Raw genomic sequence first — 16811 nt, forward strand, 5'->3', positions numbered from 1 at the left:
ACGTGTAAATCACATGGAGTAAACCGATAAATAAGACTAAAAATTCTGAAAATTTAACCGATAAGGGTTTTCGGTGACTCTTTCTTTGTTGTTATGAGTTTAACATTAAAAATAACATAAATCAACAAAAAAATATAAAATTCTGATAAATTCGACATTTACTTCATAGATTAACATAACATCACCTATCAGCAGTCACTGTATCTAAAAACCTAAAAAAAGTCCCTTCGAATCTTCTGAAGGGATTTTTCGTTCACATAATCAATTGTTATTGGAAGTTCCTTATTTATAGGTTAAACTCATGGAAATCTGCCGATCTACAAAACCAAATTCTTTATATAGTTCTCTTGCAAAGTTCATTGCATGAACATTTAATCGTATTTCTTTATGTCCTTTTAAAGACAATTCATCTAATCCTGCTTTCATCAATTTCTTTGAAAGCTTTAGACCACGATACTCTGGTAAAACGTATAATTCGTAAATGAATCCTACACTCTCTTGTGAAAAATAATCTTTACTACTGCCAATTAGAATCCATCCCTTTAAGTCATCATTTAGATTGTCATCGTCTTTAAGTACTAAGTAGTATGCTCCTTGTTCTAATGTTGTTTGTACAATTTCTTTTACTCGTTTTTGTGTAGGTTTAAAAGTCTTGACTGTTCCTTCGTATAGAGCATTATCTGATTTTGCTAGAATTTCATTCAGATCATTTTCACTAGCTTGTTTAATCATATTTTTCTCCTTTGTTTACATAAATTTCGATATAGGAAGTAGTTTTAAGCATTAGGTAATATAAATTTCATTTGCTGGCTCTTATTTTCGGCTGGTTTTTAGCTTTCGCCAAGCCGAACAGACCAAAAACGGGGTTAAATTGCTCGACTTGGACTAGCAATTGTACCAGCCGAACCGCTTATATCTATCGATCCAATCAATCAGCTCTTGCCATATCTAGTTACGTTAAAATCGTGGGGTTTAGCCCCCACACGACTAGCCAGCACTCACACCCAAAAACAAGGGGAAACATATGTTATGTATCTAATGCAAGACATTTTGATGTTTTCTCGTTTCATTTTGATATACTTAATTGATTTTTTTCACACTGAGGAGGTAATACATTGCCTGATATTAAAAGTGATTTAAGTGGGGCGCAACAGAAAGCGACCGCTTTAAAAAGTGCTACAGACATGATGATTCAATCTTCTTCAATATCAAGTGAGGCAGATACACAAACAACGGTTGCTGGCAATACGAATGCACAAGAAGCGATTCAGATTGCACAAGAGACAACGAAACAAATTGCGCTTGCTATTGCTACAGCGGCCAACAATCTACATAGTGTGGCAGAGAATTTTGAAGCATTAGACCAATTGGCGAGTCAAACTGTATTTAACCGAATGGGAGGGTTGAATTCATGACACAAACAGAATGGGAAAAATTGCATCAAAAAGAACAAAAACTAATGGAACAAGAAGAAACAATGGCAAAAGAAATAAGACAAATAAAACAAGTAAAAGATATATATGATGATCACTTTAGGAACTCCCAGCGTGTAATGGATCAACTGAGACATCTATTTTATAAAAATGATGAGCGTACTTTTTATGAAACGACAATGAGTGAATTTTCAAGGGAATCCAAAAAAATTATGAATTACGTAGACGAAGGAGAACGAAAGTTAAAGGCTCGATATAAAATTGTTGAAAATAAGTTGAGTGATGTAGCATCTGAAAAAAGAAGAGCTTCATTAGCTGAGAAGGAGTAAACATATGAGTATTAACATGTATGTTTCAGCTTCTCAGAGGCAAGCATCGAGCGCAAGTAATATATGTAAACAACAGATTCAAGGATATGAACAATTACAAAAAGCGATCAATGATTTTACCATGAACAGTCCTTTTTTAACGGGACAAGCATATGATTCAGCAAAGAAATATTTTTCTTCGGTCTTATACCCTCTTGCACAAGCAGGTATACTTTTAACTGAAGCAGTCGAACGTGCGGTTAAGAAGTTTCCGGAGACATATGTTGCTGAAGTCGATAGTGGTGATTTGAAACAAGCAGAGTTAGAAGCAAAAATTAATCAGGTCAATTCGATGTTATTACAGGCAGAGAACATTCAAAGTAATCTAATGTCGCTTAATGTACCAGATCTTGTTGGTATGAAAACAGCCCAATTATCAGCTAATTCAATGCTCATTCATATGTATCGTGATGTTAAGAAAAAGTTAGAAGAAAAATTACAAAAGTTGATAGCTTTTAACGCTAGTTCTCCTCATATATTTTCAGAAATCGCCTCTTTACAGCAAGCAGTTAATCAAGGATTAGCTCAAACTAAAACAGCATGGAATGCTTCAAGTGGTACTTTTACGATTCCAAGTCCAGAGGCATTAATTTGGACAAAAGGCATTCAAGACAAATGGAAGGATTATGTAGAACGTCATGAACCTAAAATAGAGGTACGAGCTGAAAAGGTAAATAAGGGTTCTGTAGGAGAACATACACATTATAATGTGTATGTTGATGGTGTTTTTGATGAGGATAAAACGAAGGAACTTAAGTGGATGTTTGATAAGGAATCTTTCAAAGAAAGCGCTCATTTCATAGGTGATTTTGTATTCATTAATGACATTTATAAATCAGCAACCGGTAAAGATTGGCTGTCAGAGGAAAAAAGCAGTAGAACGGAAGCAGCTGGAATGCTAGTTTTATCAGTCCTTCCTACTAAGAAGTTAGAAAATATAGCAAAAGAGTTAAAGGGTGGGAACAAACTTTTAAAAGGTGTAGAATTAACTGAAAAAGAAGAGAAAATATTAAAAGAGGCAGGGTTGCTTGACAAAGTTGGCAAAGTCGAAAATGTTGGGAAAGCCAGCGTGGTTAACAACTTTAAATTTGGTGATAATGCCGAAAATCATCTGAAAAATGTTGAAAAAGTAAATGCAAAAAGGGGAGTAAGTGGTGGTCATAATCTAGATGAATTTAGAAGAACCTTAGCTCCAAAGGATGTAAACTTTGAAGATTTAATAATAACAAAGAAATCTCATCCTACAATTAATGGTGTGTACGAAATTGAGTATAGGATTCCACGTAAAGATATGGCAGGAAATATTGCTAAACCTATAACATACAAAGATATTTATACGCCGAAGACAGTTTATGATCCAAAAGTAGTTTCAGATGCGCAAATGTTTGAATGGGGAAAAAATGCAATGCAAAATGGAACAATTCAAGCCGATGGAAGAACTGTGATAGGTACATCTTCTAATGGGTTAGAATTCAAAGGGTTTCTTGATTCAGAAGGGAATATTAAAAACTTTTATCCAATGTTAAACTAACTTTAGATTTTTAGGAGGAAAATAATGAGTGAGTATATTATTGTTACTGATAAACCAACAATTGATAAATTAATGTTGACGTATTTTTCAGTAGTAAATGACAAACAATTTAAGAAAGCTTTAAGATGCTTTTCTCAAAAAAGAGGATATGGAGAAGAATTTGTGGCAGTTCTTTTTAAATATGATTTTGATGATTTTGATTTAGCACAGCTTTCGAAGCCCATAGATGATTCTCATGTGATATTAGAAATGGACTATCCCGCTGCTGATAGAGATACTCAAGTCTACTTAACTTTTAATGAATTTTATGATTATTTGATTAACAGAGTTTCGGCTATTATAAAGGATAATCCAGACGAAAAATCTGAGTTAAATAAGCTGTTATTAGAAGTGAAAATAGGATTTAATTTATAAACTTGTCTATTTTGTTAGATTCTGAGAGTAAAGAGAATATTTTCAACACAGATTAAGTAACATCAAAAGGTGAATATCCTATACACCACTAGTTAACATAAGGCTACTATATTAAAGAATTTACCTAATAAATTATTCTAGGACTTGATTTTTCAAGTCCTTTTTTTGTTGTTATTTTGTGTGTCTCTTTTTGGGGATACACAAAAATCTCTAAAACTACTGATATATCAACTTTTTTAAAACTTTTTAAAGTCCTTCTCTTCTTACTCTCTATATAAGGGCTAAAAGTTCCGCAAGGAACAGGTAGTATTGCTTCCTCCTTGCAAAACTTTTTTCGGCTGGTTTTTAGCTTTCGCCAAGCCGAACAGACCAAAAACGGGGTTAAGTTGCTCGACTTGGACAGGCAATTGTACCAGCCGAACCACTAGTCCATTCGTTCTTATTATTTATCTTTTATGATATGTATTTACGCATATTTAGGGGCTATCCCCTCGCTTCGCTTCACCCCAGCCTTCACCATTCCACCCAAAAACAAGGAAGACCCAAGGACAAGATCAAAAAAAACTAAAAAACTAGCCCCTGTAAGAGGTGCTAGTTGACGTAAAATTCGAAAGCGGAAGTTAAAAGTTTTTAGTTTCTTGCTCAATTAAAGCGCCCGTTAGTTAAAGATTATGGATAATTAATTTGAAAGTGTTTTTATCTAAATACACCTTTTCTTTTGGAAAGCCAATCTTCTAAGGCATCTTCGTGTAGTTTTGTGAATAATTTCGGTATTTGGTCTATTGGGAAGTATTTTAAATCTAAAGTCTCAATACCATCTACTGTAAGTTCCCCGCCAATTGGCTTGCATTGAAAACAATGAACGATAGTCTGAGCTTTATCTCCGTTCGGATACTCACCAGAATATTTAGAGTAGACACCTATAAGATGTTCAACCTCAACAATTAATCCTGTCTCCTCAAGTATTTCTCGTTTAGCGGTTTCTTCAAGAGATTCTCCAAGTTCCATAGCACCACCTGGAAGACCCCACTCGTTTCTATCTCCCCGTTTTTGTAAAAGGATTTCATTTCGTTCGTTATAAACAATACCTCCAGCAAAATTAAGAAATATTAAATCGTGCCCTACTTTTTCCCGAATATAACGGATGTAGTCCTTATTTGTAGCCATAAATTTCCCCCTATTTATATAAAAAATACAAATTAATTATATATAAAGATGGAGTGAAATGGTAATAAGAGTTATATTTTTCCTTATTTAACTGATCTGTCATTTAGTTGAATAAGAAACAGTGTATAGCGTATACATGTGTGGTTAACATAACGTCTCATTATCAGTAGTAAAAAAACTCATTCCTTCTAGAGTTAGTACCAATGTCCATCAAGCTAATACTTTGAAGTCTCCAAAAAACGTAAAATTTTATTTTACAGTTATTTATGAGAATTTAACTTATTTTTTTCGTTTTGGGGAACAACCAATTTCTTAAGTTGATGGGCATGTGGTACTACCCCTGTTAATCGATTAAAAATAACACGTGCAAACAGTTGTTGTTTATCACCAATATAAGCATGTTTTAATTCAAATGCTTCTCCGGGCTGTAGTTGGTTTAAAATCTGTTTCACATCAATTTTTATGTATTCCCATTGTTTCTTAATTGCACCATTATTAAAGCATTCGTATCTTTTCGATATGTTTTATACAGGTGATAAAGCTAGAACGAAGCAGAAAGGTGGTACAGGCCTTGGGTTATTTATTGCAAAAAATATTGTCGAGCAGCATAATGGGACAATCACTGCTGAAAGTAATGTAATTCGAACTGTATTTGAAGTGAGGTTACCGAAAGAAGGGATTGTGGAAATTTAATAAAAATTTTAACTTTACCCCACTTTTTATTTAAATAGTTTTTTCTATCCTATACGTAAGTAAGGTTAAGGAGAAAACTAGAAATGAAAAAGTGGGTATTTTTTTGCTTTTTATATTGTGCACAGTATGTGCTGGTATTTATATAGTACCATTATTCCAAAATGGCGTAGAGGTTAAGAGAGTGGAAAAAGATGATAAGGTAGCTTCTACGCATACCGAAAAGAAAGAAATTACAAAAAAGCAATTTTATAAAGGTGATCTATTACTAGTTAATCAAGATTATCCAGTTCAGAAAGATAGCATAAAATCCGATATTATAAATTTATTTCAAAATAAAGAGTTAGTAAGAGGCTATGGAAAACAATTGTAATTGACCCTGGTCATGGCGGGGAAGACAGAGGAACAAAGGGAAAGAAATATGGAACAATAGAAAAAGATCTTAATTTAAAAGTATCCCAAAATATAAAAAAAGAGTTAGAAGAGAGAACGGATGCGAAAGTCATTTTGACACGTGAAAAGGATACTAGCTTATTATCAGAGACGAAGCAAAAAGAAGAATTACAAGCACGGGTAAATATAGCTAAAAATCATTCAGCAGATCTTTACATTAGCATTCATCATGATGCTTTTGAAGATACGAGTGTGCAAGGAATAACAACTCATTATGGAGCGAATAAATGGTCAGATAAGAAATTAGCAAAGAGCATACAAAAAGCTATTTTCAATCAAGATGTAGATGCTCGAAATAGAGGCGTTAAAGGTAGTGATTATCTTATTTTAAGGGAGAATTCAACTCCAGCTGTTTTAATTGAGTTAGGATTTACTTCGAATGAAAGTGATGAGAAACGAATGAATTCAGAAGAATTCCAAACAAAATCAAAAAAGGTATTGTTGATGGGATTATTGGATATTTTACAGCATGAACTTGTTTGTAATTAATCAATTAATGAAAAGATACAATTCTTTCAATAATATAAATAGAAAGAGTTGCATTCTTTAGAGTGAAAATCTTCCTCTTGTCTACAGGATAGTGTATTTCTTTATTAATTTCGACATCATCTGCATTTTATCTTTCTCTATTAATCTGTTTATTGTAAAGGCAAGATTAAACATAATAAATCTATTAATCAAGCCTAAATATTTTAATGGTACAACTTTAAAAATCACAAATAAGATGCTCTATACATCTAGTAATAAATTGCATTTTCAAGGAATCGATGGTTTAAAAACGGGATTTACAGATGAAGCAGGCTATTGTTTTACAGGAACAGCAAAACAAGGTGAAAGAAGAATGATTTCTGTTGTCATGGGAACCAGTGTAGATGCCAAGCGATTTATAGAAACAAAAAAATTATTTTCATATGGGTTTCATAAAGTTTATATACCTTTTTTTGAATCTGTAAAATGTATTTTGAAATTATAATAAATAGTTAAAGTGAAATTATATAAAAACCTCCCGGCAATTTATTAGATCGTTACATCACAATACGAAACAGGTTATAAAAGTGGTATCTATAAGGAGTAGATAAAATGAATAGAAAATTAATAGGCGGCTTAGTAGGGGTGAATTTTTTACTTTTCCTGTGCATATGTAATTTTCTCCCAAGTATATTTGATATTGCTAAAAGTAAAGAGAACATTCAAAGTGGTGATGGGGGGGTTATAACTATTACCTTTCCAGATGCTGTGGATGTGGTAGTGAATAAGCATAGAAAACTTCCAAGTAATTATAGACCTAATGATTTAATTGTGCCCAATGTTAAGTTTTCATTTGATGAAATTCTAGAGAAAAATTATATGCGAAAAGAATCTGCTATTGCTCTGGAAAAATTATTTTTCTTAGCAAAACAAGATGGAATAGTATTACATGCCATATCTGGTTTTCGCTCTGAAAAATATCAACAAAGTGTCTATAGGCGAAATGTAGAGACGCAAGGTCAGTTACAAGCTGATAAAGTTTCTGCAAAGCCAGGGCATAGTGAACATCAAACAGGGTTAACGATAGATGTTTCTGCGGATAGTGTCAATAATACATTAGAAACTCAATTTGCTAACACAGCTGAAGGAACCTGGTTAAAAAATAATGCTCATCGTGCCGGTTTTATTATTCGTTATTTAAAAGGAAAAGAACACATTACGGGTTATTCATATGAACCATGGCATATTCGATATGTTGGTGAAATTGCTAAAGATATTTATGAAAAAAACATTACCTTAGAAGAATATCTGAACATAATAGATTAAACTGTTTATCCCCCTTACATAGGGGTTCGACCGAGATACATGTAATTTCGGGTCACATACTGCATTCTATTTCCATTATCAGGATTTAGTGTAACAAAAAGGTATTTCATTAATAATGTTACGGATTATTTTTGATTTTGTTACAGCTAATTCAACGGTTAAGATATTTCATATTTTTAAATATAAAACGTAACAAAAACGACCGATTATGTTACAAATAACATCGAAAAACACTTATTGGTAAATAATGTATTTCTATGACCTAGTTTTACACGTATCTCGGCTGAACCCCTAGATACATTCAGAATCTAATTTAAACTAGATTCTTTTTTATTTATGGAAGCGTCAAATATTCCCCACCTACTATTTTTAAATAACCCATAAGTTAATCTCCTTACATACTACATGTGGAGTCTTTTTTGCATAAACAGTTATATAACCGGGTTATAGGAGTTGTAGCGACAATTCGTTCACTCATACACATAAGGCGACTAAATCTTTTACTTAATACTTACTGGTCCGTTGCACAAAACTAATATTTCTAGCAAAATCTCGTCAGATATAGAAACAGACAGATAAAAAATGCCATCCTTTCTAATTTAGCTTGTTTAGAAAAAATAAAGGTTTTTAAGTACTTTTGGGTATTAAAATATCTTAAGCTAAAGGGCATTTATGATGAAATCACTAAACTGGAAGTTAGATTCCCTAGTACTATGATCCAGTTTTACACGTATCTCGACTGAATCTCCCTATTGTACAAGCAGAGTGGACTAGTATAAAATCGTGTGTATGAAAATATATAATGAGCAAATTTTTTAGAACGCTAATAGAATAGAAACGAAATGATATAGGAGTGGGGTAAAATGAATCGAATTTCAATTTTAATAGCTGATGACGAAGTGGAAATTGCTGATTTAATTACGATACATTTAGAAAAAGAAGGGTATCATGTTGTGAAAGCGGCTGATGGGAAAGAGGCGATTCGCGTTATTCAGTCTCAGTCAATCGACTTAGTTGTGTTAGATATTATGATGCCAAAAATGGATGGATATGAAGTGACGAGGCGGATTCGTGCGAAACATCATATGCCAATCATTTTCTTAAGTGCGAAAACGTCTGATTTAGACAAAGTGACAGGTCTTGTACTAGGCGCGGATGATTATATGACGAAACCTTTCACCCCAATTGAATTAGTTGCGCGTGTAAATGCACAGCTACGCCGATTTCTTACGTTAAATCAGCCGAAAGTAGTGGAGAATAAATCCGATTTAGAAGTAGGCGGAGTTGTTATTGACCGTGAGCAAAGAACAGTAAATGTGTACGGAGAACAAATTGGGTTAACGCCAAAGGAATTTGATATTTTATACTTATTAGCGAGTCAGCCGAAGAAAGTGTACAGTGTGGAAAATATATTTAAGCAAGTATGGGCAGATGATTATTTTGAAGGTGGGAATACAGTTATGGTACACATTCGTACGTTGCGGAAAAAGCTTGGGGAAGATAAAAGAAAGAATAAGTTAATAAAAACAGTTTGGGGAGTAGGGTATACTTTCAATGGATAAAAAGATCAGAGGTTTTCGTTCGGAGATGGTTATGCTATTTGCGTTAAGCATGATATTAGCTGCTGGCGTAACGTATATGATGTATGAGGGATTACGCCTCTATTATAATTCAGCAGTTCGTTATGCGGAGGATCCCTTAGCTCAATTTCGTTCAATGATAAGGCAAATTGGGGATATTAATTTCTTTTTAATTATATTTATCCCTCTATCCATTATGTTTTTCTACTTCCTTACTAGACCGTATTTAAAGTATTTTGATGAGATTTCCAATGGGATTCATCATCTTGCAAACGGTGATTTTACAAATCAAGTTCGTGTTTCATCCAATGATGAGTTTGGATATATCGCCCGCGAAATTAATGTTGCGAGTGAGAAATTAAAAGAAGCAGTTGAACGAGGAGATTTTGCGGAAAATAGTAAGGATCAGCTCATTGTTAACTTAGCTCACGATTTAAGAACGCCGTTAACATCCGTTTTAGGTTATTTAGATTTAATTCTTAAAGATGAGAATTTGACAAAGGAACAAATTAAACATTTTTCCACAATTGCTTTTACGAAATCCGAAAGACTGGAAAGTTTGATTGATGAATTATTTGAAATCACGAGAATGAATTATGGGATGTTGCAGCTTGAAAAAAGACCGATTAATATAAGTGAATTGATTATACAGTTAGATGAAGAATTGTATCCGTTATTAGAAAAAAAAGATTTAGAGGCGAGATTGAATATGGATCCTCATTTACCTATTAACGGTGACGGGAAATTATTAGCCCGAGTATTTGAAAATCTTTTAACGAATGCGATTCGCTATGGGTATGATGGAAAGTTTGTTGATGTGAACGGATATATTGAGAGTGAAGAGGTAGTTGTACAAATTATAAATTACGGAGATAGCATTCCAGAAGAGGAGTTACCGTATCTTTTTGATGTGTTTTATACAGGTGATAAAGCTAGAACGGAGCAGAAAGGTGGTACAGGCCTTGGGTTATTTATTGCAAAAAATATTGTCGAGCAGCATAATGGGACAATCACTGCTGAAAGTAATGTAATTCGAACTGTATTTGAAGTGAGATTACCGAAAGAAGAGACTGCGGAAATTTAATAAAAATTTAAACTTTACCCCACTTTTTATTTAAATAGTTTTTTCTATTCTATACGTAAGTTACGTTAAGGAGGAACTAGAAATGAAAAAGTGGGTATTTATTTCTCTTTTTTTATTATGTACAGTCTGTGTAGGCTTTTATATATCACCATCATTTCAAAAGGAGATAGATGTTAAAATTGCAGAAAAAGATGATAAGGAAAAAGCTGCAAATACTAAAAAGATAGAGGTTACAGAAGAACAAATTTATAAAGGGGATTTATTATTAGTTAACAAAAATTATTCAGTTAAGAAAGATAGTGTTAGGTCTGATATTATAAATGTAGCTCAAAATAGTGAATTAGTAAGAGGCTATGGTGTATTGGATAGAAATATTCGCTTATCAAAGGATATTGTGAAAAAGTTTTTGAACGTTATAGATGCGGCAGGAAAAGAAAATGTTAATCATTTTTTGATTAGTAGTGGCTATCGGGATTTTCAAGAGCAAAGACAGTTATATGAAGAAATGGGCTCTGATTATGCACTCCCAGCAGGATATAGTGAACATAATTTAGGGTTATCACTGGACGTTGGATCAACTCAAACGAAAATGGAGAAAGCTCCTGAAGGAAAATGGATTGAAGAAAATGTGTGGAAGCACGGTTTTGTGTTACGCTACCCGAAAAATAAGAGTAACATTACAGGCATTCAATATGAGCCATGGCATATACGTTACGTCGGTTTACCTCATAGCGCAATCATGCAAGAAAAGAAATTTACTTTAGAAGAATACTTAGATTTCCTGAAGGAAAAAAAGGAGATTTCAACTAATGCTGAGGGGAAAGAGTATAAAGTTTCTTATTATAAAGTTTCAAACAATACGACCATTAATGTCCCGATAAATCAGCATTATGAAATTTCAGGGAACAATATGGACGGAGTAATTGTGACGGTTCATCAATAGTAGTTTACACTTTATAAATTAAGCCCATATCATTAACTTTCAAACATTTGAGTGGTAAGGCTTTTTTATTTTATCTTTAGACATAAAAACTTTATGACGAAGTAGAGAGGATTCTTAAGTTGATGGGCATGGGGTCACCATACATTCCCATCAAGCTAAGGTTTTAAAGTACCCCCTAAATGGAAATTTTGTGATTTTATAGCACCGAAGTTTATTTTTATAGTTTTGAGGGTAACTTATTTCCTAAAGTTGATGGACATGGGGTCACCATACATGCCCATCAACTTAACATTTTGAAGTATCCCCAAAATGAAAAAATTGTACTGTTAAAGGTAAATATAGGGGTACAGCCAAGATACATGTAATTTTGAGTCATAGGCTTACTTTTATTTTCAAACATAATCAAATCGGGGTTTTCTCTATAATTTTTAAACTAAGTATCATACACCCTAATCATACAATTGAAACAAATTATTTTCAGTAGCTAACTAATGAATGATTAGGGTTAACCGATAATAAACAAATTACTTAATAAAAATAGACGAAACAATATTTATAAGCTCCACAAGTTTTATCTGGAAATAAAAGTAATCCTATGACCTATTTTCACACGTATCTCGGCTGTACCCCACTAGTTGGTCTTAAAAACCTTATAGTTATTACTGTAACTTTGTAAAAAAGATTGATCGTTTAAAATAAAGATTGATAATTTGAAATAAAGTTTGATAAAAATTATCTCTTGAGTTATTCTTTGAGATGATTTTTTTATTGGACATTTATGTTAAAATTGATGTTTATCTTGTAAAAAACTGTACTTAAACTAACGAAGCAGTTTAGTTATAGAAGGATAATGGAAAAGAACATCATGTATTTGAAAATTTAACGAAGAGCCCATTGTAAGGGTTCTTTTTTGATTATAAAGGACAAATATCAAATTATGATATAACTCTAGACACATATATCACATCATGATATATTGTTCTTAGATAGATGTATCACATTATGATATATCTTAAAAGGATATAGAAGGTGATGGATTGAAGAAAACGGAGCAATTAACGGATTCAATGTTTTATATTATGGCTGCTTTAATTAAACCAAGGCATGGTTACGCAATTATGAGCTTAATTGAAGAAACAACAAATGGTGCAATTACTATAGGACCTGCTTCAATGTACACGATTATAAAAAAGTTATTAAAACAAGAGTGGATTTATTTGTATGATGGGTCGGATTCAAGGCGTAAAACATATCTGCTTACTGACAAGGGCAGAGAAGTATTAGAAGAAGATGTGAAGATAAGAAAACTGATGATTAAATTAGCAGAAACTGGATTGAAGGAGGGTGAAGAATGAGACAAACAAAGTATATTATGTCAGGTGGGTTAGCTTTTTCTGAGGATAAGGATATGGAAAAATTACGCCGATTTTCTTTGAAGGGATGGCATATCAGTGATTTTAAGTTTATGGGATATACGCTAAAAAAAGGGGAAAGCTCAGATTATATCTACAGTGTAGATTATCGTTCATTAAAAGAGGATGAAGAAGAAGAATACTTTGACTTTTTTTCATCTTCTGGATGGTCGCATATTGCCTCAGAAGGAGATATTCATTTATTTCGAGCACAACCTAATACAAAACCGATTTATAGTGACCGTGACACATCCGTTGAAAAGTATGAAAATTCAGCCCGTTCTATGAATTATTTTGCCATTCCGTTCGTTTTAATAACAGTACTCGCATGGGTTGTGGCAATAATAAGCTCGGGCACATTACAATCAATACTATTTGCAATAGCAGTTATTTTCACAGTCATTGCCATTCCAACAGCTATGACTGTAATCGCAACATACAATAACAAATGGAAGGTAAAAGAAAAAAATGGATTAGTTAATCTTTTGAAAACTATATCAGTCCTTATCTTCTTAATAGCTGTTTTTATATTGTTGTATGTCGATGGCAGTGCAATTAACATTCTTGCGTCTATGATCATTGGAGCAATAGCACTTCCAACTGCTATTTGGGCTATCATGTCTCTTTATCATAAAATGGGGGAGAGAAAGCTTAAGGAATCGAATAATAAAGTTTAGGCATTGTTATTGAGCTAACAGAGGCTTTAGTTGAATAAGGCTCATTTAATTGATCAAACTTTTTTATAAAATCTAATACTCAGTTAGAAAGATTAACTCCATTTTGATCAATCTTTTTTCAAAATGGAGTTTTTGCATTGTTGAAAAAAGAAAACTCCTCTCCGTTCGGGGAGGAGTTTTCTCTAATATTAAAAATTAGCTTCCTATAACTATAATTATGTAAATACGAAACCCCCTCAGCAAGTAAACTGGAGGGGTTTTTTCTAGATACATTGAATACCGATAAGTGGAGTTATGGTAACTTCAAATGAGTGAAGTATTCATCATATATATGTTATATATGAAATTCAGAAAATATTTTTAATAAAAATGAACTTTTTTTAACTATCGAGCGAATATAGATATGAAAGCTGTTTTGCAGGAAATAGAGGGGGCCCTTAGAGTGAATGAAATTGAATTAAAGAAATGGCTTCAACAAATGGTTACCGGTGACCAAAAAGCCTTTCAATACATTTATGACGCTACTTGTAAAGATGTATATCGAACTGTAGCATTTCTTATAGTCGATAAGCAAGACATAGATGATATTGTGAATGAAGTGTACATTCATATGTGGAAATCACTATCGAATTACGATTATAATCGTTCGTTTCGATTTTGGCTGCACGGTCTGATTGTATGTCAAGTAAAAGACTGGAGAAGGAAGGCTTGGCGTAGATTTCGTATTTTAGAGCGGAAAAAGGCATTTCGACAGGAACCTTTTTATATAACAGATGAAGGGGTTCTGCATATGGAAACACGTAGTGAGTTATTGGAATTAGTAAACAAATTATCGTACAAGCATCGTGAAGTGGTGATTATGCGGTATTTTCATGAATACAGCTTGGATGAGATTACATTGCTCATTGGAATCCCTCTTGGTACGGTAAAATCTCGATTATATACAGCATTAAAGAAATTACGAAAAGAGATGGAGAATTTGCCGATTGGAAAGGAGAACCAAGCTAATGGATTTTGAAAAACAATTACATAATGACTTGAAGAAAGCAGCAAAAAATATGCAACCTTCGAAAGAATTACAAACAAGGGTATCAGCTTCTTTTCAAGCATATAGACAAGAAAAAATGAAAAGGAGAACTCATATGAAAAAACGGTTCATAACAGCTATAGTTGCAGCCGCGGTTCTTGTGCCTACAGGGGTTTTTGCAGGTCCTAATTTACCATCATTATTAGAGAAAATAATTGGTACTTCTGAGGAAGCAAAACAAAAGACGGGTACTTCTAAAGAAGGATATGAAAGCTTGAACAAAAGTCTTGAAGTGGCGAAACAAATCTTTACAAAAGAAGAGTTGGAACGTTATACAGCTTTATTAAAAGAAGATTTCAATTATATGAAGAGAATTAGTGTTGTAGAAAATGGAGAACGACACACGGACATGGATCGATACAATTCCCTTACGCCAGAAGAACACAAAAAAGCGGAAAAAATCACGTCAGAATTAAACGTGTATCAAGAAAAGATAAACGCCAGTTTCACTTACACTTTAGAAGAAGCACAAAAATTGGCCGTTTTTCCAATTAAGCGTCCTACGTATCTCCCTGCAGGGTATGTATTAGAAGAAACAATGGCTAAAGCACAAGCCACAGTAGGGACACCTAAACCGGTTGTGGTAATGAGATATAAAAATAGTGAATCGGATAAAACAAAATCTACTGCTGAACAAGGATTCACAATCGTGCAATCTGACATTGAGACTACTAATCACGACTATATCGTAGATGAAATAGGTCCTTTTACCAATAGTAAAAAATTCACTTTTGATACAGTAACTGATTATACCCTTGAAGGATATTCCATTAGCTTTGGAAAATATCGATCTGGTAAGATAAAAGGAATGAAACTAGTTGTTCCAGAAAAAGAAGGGAAAAGTGCGTATCAAGTATATATTAATAGTAGTATACTATCCCAAAAAGAACTTGAAAAAGTATTGCTTTCAATTGTAAAACAATAGGATTATTTTTCCTTTATCGACTACATTTCTTGAAGTAATAGCAAGAGTTTGACGAATTATATTATAAAAACATCCCGAATATATCCATAGTTGTTACTTGATTCATGAATAGGAGATGATTCTTGAAACGTTTTTATTTTTGGTATTTTGAATGTATACTTTTGTTATATAAATTGAGGATATGAGGGGAATTGGTGAAAAGTCAATGTTTTCGGCAATTTGAATGTAAACTAATATTCAAAAGTTTACATTCATATTTATAATAAATAAAAAGCACTTTTAAATTTTTTTAAAGTGCTTTAATTTGATGTTGATGTGATGGAACCTCAAGTATGTAGAAATTAAAAAAAGTCCCTTCATAATGCTAAAGTGACTTTGCTCACACAAATGATCTGCACATCAATTCATCTTTGATATACAGATCATTTGTATGATAATTTTTATAAATAATTGCTAAATAATGAACTTACATAAATGCTTTTAAAAGTTCTTGAACTAATGGAAGTGCTGCACCTACAAATTTTAAAACTGCCATTGCGATTGTCATATTATTTCCTCCTCTGTTGTTGATGCTAAGATGTGATTTATCTTTATGCTTTTATTATAGTAAGCGCTTACATTTTTATCAATACATTCTTATATGCAATATTACATATTTATATATTTAGACAAGAATTAGACCCCTGATAACGGATTTTATGTAAATAAGCTGTCCATATGGACAGCTTATTGTATTTTTTGCTTAGCGTATATTTTCTTTACAATGTGGGTGGTACGCCTTTACTAAGTTGTTCTTTCCTGTTGCAGAATCCTTGTCTTGTTATAAGGATTCTCTTGTCAGTGGTTTGCGTCTATTTAAGAATTATATGTATCGATAACATGAAATTCATTTTCTTATAGTTAATTAATCCTAAATATAAAAATAGGTCTTTCTATAAGAATGCTATATTCTTCTCTATTTACCTATACTTATAATTTTACTAATTTATTATGATGTAGATATTAATTTAAAGTTATTTATACAAAACAACAAAATGGATTTTTTAGGTAGAGAAAATGATATACCATTCTGCTTTCTTAATTCACATAATTTTCAAAATTAAAATCTATGGATGTTAATTTTTGTTATATAATAAACTTGTCAAAGCATTACCCCTGTAGTTTCTATGATGATAGTTTGTTTGTCCCGTATATTCACCTGAAACTAAAAAGAACTTGTAGGATTCCTACGAGTTCTTTTTGTTCTTCGGATT

The 16811-nt window shown here is 32.7% G+C and carries 14 protein-coding genes and 5 pseudogenes; 16 read left to right on the forward strand and 3 right to left on the reverse strand.

Annotated features, from left to right (window positions below; all coding sequences use genetic code 11):
- Positions 1-282: 282 nt before the first annotated feature.
- Positions 283-732 (reverse strand): GNAT family N-acetyltransferase, encoded by a 450-nt coding sequence (locus Q3V31_RS26120; protein ID WP_090814594.1) that lies wholly within the window; start codon positions 730-732, stop codon positions 283-285.
- A 383-nt stretch (positions 733-1115) separates the two neighbouring features.
- On the opposite strand from Q3V31_RS26120, the gene Q3V31_RS26125 reads away from it, so the two are divergent.
- From Q3V31_RS26125 to Q3V31_RS26140, 4 genes are read left to right on the forward strand one after another with little or no spacing between them, the layout of a single operon-like run.
- On the forward strand, positions 1116-1415 hold the full coding sequence (locus tag Q3V31_RS26125; protein ID WP_090814596.1) for a TIGR04197 family type VII secretion effector: 300 nt from the start codon (positions 1116-1118) through the stop codon (positions 1413-1415).
- A complete protein-coding gene (locus Q3V31_RS26130) occupies positions 1412-1762 on the forward strand; it encodes a DUF3958 family protein (RefSeq protein ID WP_090814597.1) in 351 nt (116 codons plus the stop codon). Before Q3V31_RS26125 ends, Q3V31_RS26130 begins: the two co-directional genes overlap by 4 nt.
- A gap of 4 nt (positions 1763-1766) precedes the next feature.
- Positions 1767-3332, forward strand: a complete 1566-nt coding sequence (locus Q3V31_RS26135; protein ID WP_245749818.1) for an EndoU domain-containing protein — start codon at positions 1767-1769, stop codon at positions 3330-3332.
- 24 nt (positions 3333-3356) lie between these two features.
- Positions 3357-3746, forward strand: coding sequence for a hypothetical protein (locus Q3V31_RS26140; RefSeq protein WP_090814598.1), 390 nt, complete (start codon positions 3357-3359; stop codon positions 3744-3746).
- Positions 3747-4442: 696 nt separating this feature from the next.
- On the opposite strand, the gene Q3V31_RS26145 is transcribed toward Q3V31_RS26140, so the two are convergent.
- Both Q3V31_RS26145 and Q3V31_RS26150 read right to left on the reverse strand, forming a co-directional pair.
- Complete coding sequence (locus tag Q3V31_RS26145; protein ID WP_329767486.1) at positions 4443-4913, reverse strand: NUDIX hydrolase; 471 nt, start codon at positions 4911-4913, stop codon at positions 4443-4445.
- A 337-nt stretch (positions 4914-5250) separates the two neighbouring features.
- Positions 5251-5419 (reverse strand): annotated as a pseudogene (locus Q3V31_RS26150) (IS4 family transposase); the annotation flags it as partial.
- A gap of 1 nt (position 5420) precedes the next feature.
- On the opposite strand from Q3V31_RS26150, the pseudogene Q3V31_RS26155 reads away from it, so the two are divergent.
- The 12 genes and pseudogenes from Q3V31_RS26155 to Q3V31_RS26210 all read left to right on the forward strand — a co-directional run.
- A pseudogene (locus Q3V31_RS26155) lies at positions 5421-5606 on the forward strand (ATP-binding protein); the annotation flags it as partial.
- A gap of 83 nt (positions 5607-5689) precedes the next feature.
- A pseudogene (locus tag Q3V31_RS26160) lies at positions 5690-5961 on the forward strand (D-Ala-D-Ala carboxypeptidase VanY); the annotation flags it as partial.
- Positions 5962-5963: 2 nt separating this feature from the next.
- Positions 5964-6529 (forward strand): annotated as a pseudogene (locus tag Q3V31_RS26165) (N-acetylmuramoyl-L-alanine amidase family protein); the annotation flags it as partial.
- 224 nt (positions 6530-6753) lie between these two features.
- Positions 6754-7029 (forward strand): annotated as a pseudogene (locus Q3V31_RS26170) (D-alanyl-D-alanine carboxypeptidase); the annotation flags it as partial.
- A 107-nt stretch (positions 7030-7136) separates the two neighbouring features.
- Complete coding sequence (locus Q3V31_RS26175) at positions 7137-7850, forward strand: M15 family metallopeptidase (protein WP_329767487.1); 714 nt, start codon at positions 7137-7139, stop codon at positions 7848-7850.
- An 863-nt stretch (positions 7851-8713) separates the two neighbouring features.
- A complete protein-coding gene (locus Q3V31_RS26180; protein WP_098767921.1) occupies positions 8714-9412 on the forward strand; it encodes a response regulator transcription factor in 699 nt (232 codons plus the stop codon).
- Positions 9405-10514: a sensor histidine kinase gene (locus Q3V31_RS26185; RefSeq protein WP_329767488.1), complete on the forward strand. Its 1110-nt coding sequence runs from the start codon at positions 9405-9407 to the stop codon at positions 10512-10514. Before Q3V31_RS26180 ends, Q3V31_RS26185 begins: the two co-directional genes overlap by 8 nt.
- A gap of 82 nt (positions 10515-10596) precedes the next feature.
- A complete protein-coding gene (vanY, locus tag Q3V31_RS26190; protein ID WP_329767489.1) occupies positions 10597-11457 on the forward strand; it encodes a VanY-A/VanY-F/VanY-M family D-Ala-D-Ala carboxypeptidase in 861 nt (286 codons plus the stop codon).
- A 1037-nt stretch (positions 11458-12494) separates the two neighbouring features.
- Entirely contained in the window at positions 12495-12812 is a 318-nt protein-coding gene (locus Q3V31_RS26195; protein WP_046956610.1) for a PadR family transcriptional regulator, read from the forward strand.
- Positions 12809-13546 carry a DUF2812 domain-containing protein gene (locus Q3V31_RS26200; RefSeq protein WP_098435411.1) on the forward strand — a complete coding sequence of 246 codons (738 nt, stop codon included), beginning with the start codon at positions 12809-12811 and terminating at the stop codon, positions 13544-13546. Before Q3V31_RS26195 ends, Q3V31_RS26200 begins: the two co-directional genes overlap by 4 nt.
- 442 nt (positions 13547-13988) lie before the next feature.
- On the forward strand, positions 13989-14564 hold the full coding sequence (locus Q3V31_RS26205; protein WP_001002328.1) for a sigma-70 family RNA polymerase sigma factor: 576 nt from the start codon (positions 13989-13991) through the stop codon (positions 14562-14564).
- On the forward strand, positions 14554-15558 hold the full coding sequence (locus Q3V31_RS26210) for a hypothetical protein (RefSeq protein ID WP_000345154.1): 1005 nt from the start codon (positions 14554-14556) through the stop codon (positions 15556-15558). Before Q3V31_RS26205 ends, Q3V31_RS26210 begins: the two co-directional genes overlap by 11 nt.
- The last annotated feature ends 1253 nt before the right edge of the window (positions 15559-16811 follow it).

Origin of the sequence: Bacillus nitratireducens (assembly GCF_036320425.1) — a bacterium.
Classification (GTDB): Bacteria; Bacillota; Bacilli; order Bacillales; family Bacillaceae_G; genus Bacillus_A; species Bacillus_A nitratireducens.